Here is a 7,342-nt window from a genome sequence, read left to right on the forward strand (position 1 = left end):
ACCTGCTGCTGCGCACCGAGCTGTCGCCGCGCCAACTCGACTATGCGGCGAAGGCCCGCACGGCGGCCCAGGCGCTGCTGGCCGTCATCAACGATGTGCTGGATTTCTCCAAGGTCGAGGCCGGCAAGATGGAGCTGGACCCGCACCGCTTCGAGCTCAGCGACTTCATGCGCGAGCTGGCCGTCATCCTGTCGGCCAACGTTGGTGCCAAGGACATCGAGGTGCTGTTCCGCCTCGACCCGCGCCTGCCCAGCGCCCTCGTCGGCGATGCCACCCGGCTGCGCCAGGTGCTGCTCAACCTGGCCGGCAATGCGCTGAAGTTCACCGAGCGCGGCGAGGTGGTGCTGGGGCTGTCGTTGCTGGGCGAGACGGGTGGGCAGGCGCGGCTGCGCTTCGAGGTCCGCGACACCGGCATCGGCATCGCGGCGGACAAGCTCGATCACATCTTTGCCGGCTTCAGCCAGGCCGAGCAGTCGACGTCACGCCGCTACGGTGGCACCGGCCTGGGCCTGGCCATCAGCCGGCGGCTGGTCGCGCTGATGGGTGGCGAGCTGCGCGTGGACAGTCGCGTCGGCGAGGGCAGCCGCTTCCATTTCGATCTGCTGATGGCGACTGYGCCGGCCGAGCGCGGTGAGCCCGACACGGCGCAGCGCGGCCTCAAGGTGCTGATCGTCGACGACAACCCGATGGCCCGCGAGGTGCTGCAGGGCATCGGCGCCAGCCTGGGCTGGGACTGCGACCTGGCAGCCAGTGGCGAGCAGGCGCTGGACGTGGTGCACGAGGCCGCCGAGCGCGGCGAGCCGCATTACGAACTGATCCTGATGGACTGGCGCATGCCGGGGCTGGACGGCTGGGAGACCTCGCGGCGCATCCGCGCCAGCCACGAGTCCGATGCGCCCGTCATCATCATGGTCACGGCCCATGGCCGCGAGCTGCTGGCCGAGCGCAGCGAGCAGGACATCCAGGGCCTGGGCGGCTATCTCGTCAAGCCGGTGACGGCGTCCATGCTGCACGACGCCGTTGCTGAAGCCACGCGTGGGCAGCCGGCACCGCCGCCGCGGGCCGCCGCCGAACCCCGGCTGCAGGGCATGCGCCTGCTGCTGGTGGAGGACAACAGCGTCAACCAGCAGGTGGCCCAGGAGCTGCTGGAAGGCGAGGGCGCCGTCGTGACCGTGGCCGGCGGCGGCGTCGAAGGCGCCCATCTGGCCAAGGTGGCGGAGCCCGTTTTCGACGCCATCCTGATGGACCTGCAGATGCCCGACATCGACGGCTTCGAGGCCACGCGGCGCATCCTCGCGCACCGGGCCGACAGCCTCATCATCGCCATGACGGCCAATGCCATGGAATCGGACCGCCAGGCCTGCCTGGCCGCCGGCATGCGCGACCATGTCGCCAAGCCCGTGGACCTGGAGCAGCTCGTCGCCAGCCTGCGCCGCCACGTCGGCCCCATCCCCATGCGGCCGGCGCCGCCCCCGCCGCCGGTGTCGGCACCGCTGCTGGAGCGCGAGGCAGCGCTGCAGCGCCTGGGCGGTCGGGCCGCCTTGTACGAGCGACTCGCCAAGTCCTTCGCCCAGGACGCGCCCGCGGAGATGGACACGCTCAGGTGCCATCTGCAACAACAAGCCCTGGCCGACGCGACGCGCGTGCTGCATACCCTGCGCGGCTTGGCTGGCGCCGTCGGCGCCACCGCGCTGGCCGTATCGGCCGGCCGCCAAGAGCTGGCATTGCGCGAGGGTGGCAGCGCCAGCGCGGTCGATCTGGTCGGCTTGCAGGGGCTGCTCGACGCCAGCCTCGCCGTGCTGTCCGCCGCTGTCGTGCCCGGCCCGCCGCCGCCCACTGCCCCCGCCATCGTGAGCGAGCCTCTGGAAGCACTGCGCCGGCTGCGCCAGTTGCTGGTCGAACGCAATATGCGCTCGGTCGCAGTCTGCGAAGAGCTGTCCACGCAGCACGCCGACGCCTTCGGCACCGAGCTCGCCCAGCTTTCCACGGCGGTGGCGAAGCTGGACTTCGGCAAGGCCCTGAAGGCCTGCGACCAGTTGCTGGACCGCCTCAATCCCCGCTGAGCGCCGGCCGAGCCGCCGAAAGGGCAAAACCCATTCCCGGGGCGCGGGCGCCATGGGCTTGCGTACAATGAGAATCATTCTCATCAAACCGACTCGTCCGCCGAGCCCGCCCATGTCCGAGCCGCTGTTCTCCAGCCTCGCCGCCGCCCCTGCCGGGCAGGCGCTGACCGTCCAGCAGGTCAGTGCACCCGGGCATTCGCCGGAATGGGCGGCGTGGCTGGCCGATCTGGGCTTTCTGCCGGGTGAAGCCGTGCGCGTGCTGCGCCGCGGCGCCCAGCGCACCGGCAACCTGGTCGTGCGCATCGGGCAATCGACGTTTGCGCTGCGCCATGCCGAAGCCGAATGCATCGCCGTGACGCCGCGCGGCCATGACTGAGTCCATTGTCCATGTCCACCGCGGCGGCAAGCTGGTGGCCCTGGTTGGCAATCCCAACTGCGGCAAGACGGCCCTGTTCAACGGCCTGACCGGCAGCCATCAAAAGGTCGCCAACTACGCTGGCGTGACCGTCGAGCGCAAGGAAGGCCGCCTCGTCACCGTGGCCGGCAAGGCCTTGCGCCTGCTGGACCTGCCCGGCACCTACAGCCTGCACCCGCGCTCACCCGACGAGCGCGTCACCTGCGATGTGCTGGCCGGCCGCGCCAAGGGCGAGAAGCGGCCCGACCTGGTCGTCTGCGTGCTGGATGCCACCAATCTGCGCCGCAACCTGCGCCTGCTGCTGGCCGTGCGCCGCATGGGCCTGCCCGTCGTCGTGGCGCTGAACATGGCCGACCTGGCCGCCCGGCGTGGCCTCAAGATCGACCCGGTGGCCCTGGCCGCCCAGCTTGGCGTGCCCGTCGTGCGCACCGTCGCCATCCACCGCGAAGGCCTGGATGAGCTGCGTGCGCTGCTCGACAAGCCCGAGGTCTGGGAGGCCGCGCCCCTTGCCGTCGCCGGCGAGCAGCAGGTCGACGACCATGTCACTGTGCGGACGCTGCTGCGCGAGCTCCACCTCGACCATGAACTGCCCACCCTGCCCAGCGACCGCGTCGACCGCGTGCTGCTGCATCCGGTGGCCGGCTCCGTCATCCTGGCCGTCCTGCTCTTCCTGCTCTTCCAGGCCGTCTTCTCCTGGGCCGAGCCGCCCAAGGACGCCATCGAGAGCGGCATGGCCTGGCTCGGCAACCAGGTCGGCCTGTGGCTGCCCGAGGGCTGGCTGCGCAGCCTCATCGTCGACGGCGTCATCGCCGGCTGCGGCGGCGTGCTGGCCTTCCTGCCGCAGATCCTGATCCTGTTCTTCTTCATCCTGCTGCTGGAGGAGTCGGGCTATCTGCCGCGCGCGGCCCTGCTGCTGGACCGGCTGATGGGCAGCGTCGGCCTGTCGGGGCGCAGCTTCATCCCGCTGCTGTCCAGCTTTGCCTGCGCCATCCCCGGCATCATGGCCACGCGCTCCATCTCCAACCCGCGTGACCGCCTCGTCACCATCATGATCGCGCCGCTGATGACCTGCTCGGCGCGGCTGCCGGTCTATGCCCTCCTGATCGGCGCCTTCGTGCCGCACCGCGAGGTGGCGGGCTTCGAGCTGCAGGGGCTGGTGCTGTTCGGCCTGTATTTCGCCGGCATCCTGGGCGCGCTGGCCGTGGCCTGGGTGCTCAAGCGCTTCACGAGCACGGGCCGCCTCGTGCGGCCGCTGATGATGGAGCTACCGAGCTATCACTGGCCGCATCCGCGCTCCATCGCCATTGGCCTGTGGCAGCGCGCCATGATCTTCATCAAGCGTGTCGGCGGCATCATCCTCGTGCTGACCATCGCGCTGTGGCTGCTGTCCAGCTTCCCCGGCCCGCCGGAGGGCGCGACCGGGGCGCCCATCCAGTACAGCGTCGCGGGTTATCTAGGCGCGGGCCTGGCCAAGATCTTCGCGCCCATCGGCTTCAACTGGCAGATCAGCCTGGCCCTGGTGCCGGGCCTGGCGGCGCGCGAGGTGGCCATCAGTGCGCTGGGCACGGTCTACGCGCTGTCGGCCACCGGCGACGATGCCGCTCAGGCGCTGGCGCCGCTGATCCAGCAGAGCTGGAGCCTGGCCACGGCGCTGTCGCTGCTGGCCTGGTATGTGTTCGCGCCGCAATGCATCGCCACGCTGGCGGCGGTGAAGCGCGAGACCGGCGGCTACAAGATGCCGCTGATCATGACGGGCTATCTGTTCGGGCTGGCCTATCTCGCCTCCTTCATCACCTATCGCGTCGCGCTTTATTTGGGCGCTTGACGTCAGCGTATTCTGGGCCGAGCGCTGGGCCGCTCCCGAGCCGGCCCGCTTGGGCGTGTGCTTGTGGCTCAATGCCGCAAGCATCGCCGTCCCCTCGGGGGACCGGCTGGGCGCGCCCGCGTTCAGCGGGGCGAGACCGGACGAGGGGCTTCAGGGAGTAGGCCGCGTCGGCACCGAGGCGCTGCAGATGTCGATATAGCCGGGGCTGTGCACGAACCAGCCGCCGCGAAAGCGCCTGGCATCGAGCAGCTGCGTCCAGGTGGTGGACTCGGTCCGCAGCACCTGCAGTGCGGGCCGCTCGGCGGTCGGCACCTCGGCCAGCAGGCGGATGCGCTGGATGCCGGTGCGCTGCTCGGGCTTGTCGTAGAAGCCCATGGCCGCGCCGCCGCGGGGCAGGCCGGACAGCAGCTCCATGCCCTTGAGCACGCGACCCACCACGGTGATGTTGAGATCCAACCCGCGCGGCGCCTGGCCGATGACGACATAGAGCTCGGTGCCGTTGCTGGAATCGATCGCGTCGCTGCGCCCGGCGCCGACCATGCCGTAGCAGTGGGCCAGCCAGGCCCTGCCGGCCTTGGGATCAGCGGCGACCGGGAAGCCTTCGGCAAAGCCGGTGCGTGGCGCCCAGCCTTCCACATCGGGCAGCCTGGTGAAGGCGGCTTCCTTGCCGACCTTGTCCAACGGCACGGAGAACTCGGCGGGCAGCTTGGCTGAGGCGCCGGCCGGCAGCGGCTTGGCCTTGGCGGCGTCCTCGCCATCGGGGTCGCCCCACTGGGTGACGAAGTTGTCCTGAACGCGCAGGATGGCCAGGCCATCCCRGTAGCCACCGCGGGCCAGGGCACGGATGTTGGCGGCATGGGCTGGCGCAAAGCGCGGCGCCAGTTCGATGATGACCTGACCCGACGCCAACTCCATCAGCAGCGTGTTCTCGGGATCGAGCCCGCGCCAGTCGCTGGCCGGCGAGCCGGCGAGGATCTGCTGGGCGGTCTTCTTCGCGGCCGCCTTGACCGGGGGCTTGGCAGCCTTGAGGGGTGCGGCAAGGGCGGTGGACAGCAGGCCGGCAGTGGCCAGCGCGAGAGCGATGTGTTTCATGGGCGCGCAGCTTAACGGCGGAGGGGCTTCCTACAATGCGGCGATGCCCGAGACCGCTGTTCAAGACCTGCAAGACCTGCCCTATGTCCACCTGCGCATGCACACCGAGTATTCGGTGGTGGATGGCACCCTGCGCACCGATGACGCCGCCGACGCGGCCGCGGCTGACGGGCAGGTGGCGGCGGCCATCACCGACCTGGCCAACCTGTTCGGCGGCATCAAGTTCTACAGCGCGATGCGCAAGAAGGGCGTGCAGCCCATCCTCGGCGCCGACTGCTGGCTGGAGACCGACGCCACCGACAAGCCGCCGACGCGCCTGCTGCTGCTGGTGCAGAACAGCCAGGGTTATCTGAACCTCAGCGAGCTGCTGTCACGCGCGTGGATCGATAACGTGCAGCGCAACCAGGCCTGCCTGAAATGGGAATGGCTGACGGAGCTGGGTGGCGGGCTGATCTGCCTGTCCGGGGCCCAGCATGGCGGCCTGGGCCAGGCGCTGATGCAGGGCGACAAGGTGCGCGCCAGGGAATGGGCACAGCGGCTGTCCGAGGTCTTCCCGGGCCGCTTCTACATCGAGCTGCAGCGCGCCGGCCTGCCCGGCCAGGAGGCGCTGGTGCAGGCCAGCGTGCCGCTGGCGGCGGAGCTGGGCCTGCCGGTGGTGGCGACGCACCCGATCCAGTTCCTGGGTGAGGACGACTTCGAGGCCCATGAGGCGCGCGTCTGCGTGGCCGAAGGAGAGACTCTCGCCAACCCCAAGCGCATCAAGCGCTTYCTGCCCAGCCAGTATTTCAAGACGCAGGCGCAGATGCGCCAGCTGTTCAAGGACATCCCGAGCGCCATCCAGAACACCACCGAGATCGCGCGCCGCTGCTCGCTGACGCTGGTGCTGGGCAAGCCACAGCTGCCCAATTTCCCGACGCCGCTGCTGGACGACGGCACGCCGATGCCGATGGAGCAGTATTTCCGCGAGCTGAGCCACGAGGGGCTGGTGGGGCGGCTGAAGCACCTCTTCCCCAACGAGGCGGAGCGCGACAAGGAGCGGCCGCGCTATGTGGAGCGGCTGGAATTCGAGCTGAACACCATCATCAAGATGGGCTTCCCGGGCTACTTCCTCATCGTGTCGGACTTCATCCGCTGGGCCAAGGCCAACGGCTGCCCGGTCGGCCCGGGCCGGGGCTCGGGTGCGGGCTCGCTGGTGGCCTATGCACTGCTGATCACCGACCTGGACCCGCTCAAGTACAACCTGCTGTTCGAGCGCTTCCTGAACCCCGAGCGGGTCTCGATGCCCGACTTCGACATCGACTTCTGCCAGGGCAACCGCGACCGCGTCATCGACTACGTCAAGGACAAATACGGCCGCCCAGCGGTCAGCCAGATCGCGACGTTCGGCACCATGGCCGCGAAAGCGGCTTTGAGAGACATCGGCCGCGTGCTGGGCATGGGCTTCGGCCATGTGGACAGCATCGCCAAGCTCATCCCCGCGCCACCCGGCAAGACGGTGACGCTGGCCAAGCTGCCGCCCAATTTCGACCCCGACAAGGCCAAGGTCATCTACGCCCGCCACGAGGCGCCGGAGCTGGAGGAGCGCGAGAAGAGCGACGAGGAAGTGGCCGAGCTGCTGAAGCTCGCCGCCCGCGTCGAAGGCATGGTGCGCAACATCGGCATGCACGCCGGCGGCGTGCTGATCGCGCCGGGCAAGATCACCGACTTCTGCCCGCAATACCAGCAGCCCGGCTCAACCTCGGCCGTSAGCCAGTTCGACAAGGACGACGTSGAGGCCATCGGCCTSGTSAAGTTCGACTTYYTGGGCCTGGCCACGCTKACCATCCTGGAGCTGGCCAAGGACTTCATCGTCGCCCGCCACGCCGACCGCGCCGGCTTCGACTGGGCCAATGTGCCGCTGGTCGACAAGAAAGTCTTCGACCTCTTCGGCAAGGGCTACTCCGAGAG

The 7,342-nt window shown here is 69.5% G+C and carries 5 protein-coding genes; 4 read left to right on the forward strand and 1 reads right to left on the reverse strand.

Annotated features, from left to right (window positions below):
* The 3 genes from AC1DU6_RS14820 to feoB all read left to right on the forward strand — a co-directional run.
* Positions 1-2,063 (forward strand): hybrid sensor histidine kinase/response regulator (locus AC1DU6_RS14820; RefSeq protein ID WP_477857980.1); only part of this gene is annotated, 2,063 nt, incomplete at its 5' end.
* A gap of 112 nt (positions 2,064-2,175) precedes the next feature.
* Positions 2,176-2,439 carry a FeoA family protein gene (locus AC1DU6_RS14825; protein ID WP_082532912.1) on the forward strand — a complete coding sequence of 88 codons (264 nt, stop codon included), beginning with the start codon at positions 2,176-2,178 and terminating at the stop codon, positions 2,437-2,439.
* The gene (feoB, locus tag AC1DU6_RS14830) at positions 2,432-4,303 is read left to right on the forward strand and encodes a ferrous iron transporter B (RefSeq protein WP_457323657.1); all 1,872 of its coding nucleotides are present in this window, start codon (positions 2,432-2,434) and stop codon (positions 4,301-4,303) included. Before AC1DU6_RS14825 ends, feoB begins: the two co-directional genes overlap by 8 nt.
* A 150-nt stretch (positions 4,304-4,453) precedes the next feature.
* Here feoB and AC1DU6_RS14835 read toward each other — a convergent pair whose 3' ends face one another.
* A complete protein-coding gene (locus tag AC1DU6_RS14835) occupies positions 4,454-5,395 on the reverse strand; it encodes a peptidylprolyl isomerase (protein ID WP_477857983.1) in 942 nt (313 codons plus the stop codon).
* A gap of 43 nt (positions 5,396-5,438) precedes the next feature.
* On the opposite strand from AC1DU6_RS14835, the gene dnaE reads away from it, so the two are divergent.
* The coding region (dnaE, locus tag AC1DU6_RS14840; RefSeq protein ID WP_477857985.1) for a DNA polymerase III subunit alpha at positions 5,439-7,342 on the forward strand (1,904 nt) is incomplete at its 3' end.

The sequence above is a fragment of the Roseateles sp. P5_B10 genome, from assembly GCF_056400485.1.